Origin of the sequence: Nitritalea halalkaliphila LW7 (genome assembly GCF_000265075.1) — a bacterium.
GTDB lineage: Bacteria > Bacteroidota > Bacteroidia > Cytophagales > Cyclobacteriaceae > Nitritalea > Nitritalea halalkaliphila.
In genome coordinates, this window is sequence record NZ_AJYA01000118.1 from 1 (window position 1) to 1,713 (window position 1,713).

Below are 1,713 nucleotides of genomic sequence, written 5' to 3' on the forward strand. Positions count from 1 at the left end.
CGGTACGAGCCGGAAATAATGCCACTGCCAATGCACCTTTTGGCCTGCAGGCCAATGGCTTCGCTAACGGAACGCAGCAAACCAACGAGCAGTGGCTCATCAGCCCTGCCTTTGACCTGAGCGAATTCGACTTCCCGCTCCTCTCCTTCTGGACCCGCGTAGCCTTCGCAGGGCCACGACTGGAGCTCTTCATCGCGCAGGATTTCAGCGGAGACCCACAAACCGCCACTTGGATCGCATTAGAAGATCGGTTCGCAACGGAAAATTTCTGGACCTTCTCTCAGGAAATCGACCTTTCCGACTTTAAAAATGCACCCGTTCATCTGGCTTTCCGCTACCGTTCTTCGCCGGAAGAAGGCGCTGCACGCTGGACACTCGATGACTTCAGCCTACTCAACTCCGACACGCCTCCTGCCCCATTCCTGAATGTAGGTATCGGCAATGTCGATTACACCCACTTTGGCATCACGCCAGAGGGCACCGTGGCACCGAAGCGCTACAGCTTCCCTGTCACCCTGAGCAATGCCACCGAGCCGCTGCGCATCAGCGCTGCTCCGGGCTTCGAGTTCAGCATCGAGGGAGAAAATAACTTCAGCCCCATCTTGACGCTGAGCCCAGAGCAGGCGCGCAGCACCCAGAACATAGAAGTGCGTTTCGCACCCGCTTTTGCAGGTGCATTCAGCAGTGTCATCCAGTTCCGATCCGGAGACCTCGAAGAGCGCGCCGGCTTCCTAACAGGGGCCACCATCAAGCGTAAGGATTCCTTCGACGTGGTCACCTGGAACATCGAATGGTTCGGTTCTGAGGCCTCCGGCCAAGGGCCTGCCGACACCCAACGCCAGCTGGAGAACGTGAAAAAAATCCTCGAAGACTTAGATGCTGATGTCTATGCCTTCCAGGAAATCACCTCTATCGAGCGCTTTAAACAGCTCGCAGATGCCCTGCCAGACTACCGTGGATTTATCTCTCCTGCGGTATCTCAGGTAGGAGATTTCGCTGACGCGCAAAAACTCACCTTCCTGTACAAAACTACCACCGTGGACTCCGTGCCACAGCGCGTGCTTCTTAGGAAAGGGGGGGTTCTGAAAGTGACTTGGTGGCTATCCTTCCCAGCCCGAACGCTTCTGGGCTTCCTGGGTAGGCTGCCCTTCCTCTTCGAGGTAGAAACTAAAAATCAATGGCGTACAAAAACGCATCAATCTGGTCAACATCATGCGCGTTCGAATGGTGGTCGGATGTCCCAGGGCCTTAAAAACCGGGTTTAACGGTTCCCTTTGGGGAAAGGGCCCCCCAAAAATTTTTCCCCCCCCCGGGGGAAATTTTTCCCCCGGGGGAAATTTGGGGGTTTTTAAAAACCCCCCAAAAAGGGGGCCCCCCTTTTTTAAAAACCCCCGGSGGGTTTTAAAAACCCCCGGGGTTTCCCCCTTTTTGGGGAAAAAGGGGGCCCCAAAAATTTTCCCCCGGGGAAAATTTTCCCCGGGGAAAAATTTTGGGGTTTTTAAAAACCCCCAAAAAGGGCCCCCCTTTTAAAACCCCCGGGGGTTTTAAAAACCCCCGGGTTTTTCCCCCCTTTTTGGGGGAAGGGGCCCCCAAAAATTTYCCCCCGGGAAAATTTCCCCGGGGAAAATTTGGGGTTTTTAAACCCAAAAAGGGCCCCTTTAAACCCGGTTAAAAACCCCGGGTTTCCCCCTTTTTGGGAAAAGGGGCCCCAAA

1 protein-coding gene is annotated in these 1,713 nt (G+C 54.6%); it reads left to right on the forward strand.

Annotated elements, in window-relative coordinates; translation table 11 throughout:
• A partial coding sequence (locus A3SI_RS16700; RefSeq protein ID WP_009057865.1) for a choice-of-anchor J domain-containing protein occupies positions 1–1,265 on the forward strand: 1,265 nt, incomplete at its 5' end.
• Between the last annotated feature and the right edge of the window lie 448 nt (positions 1,266–1,713).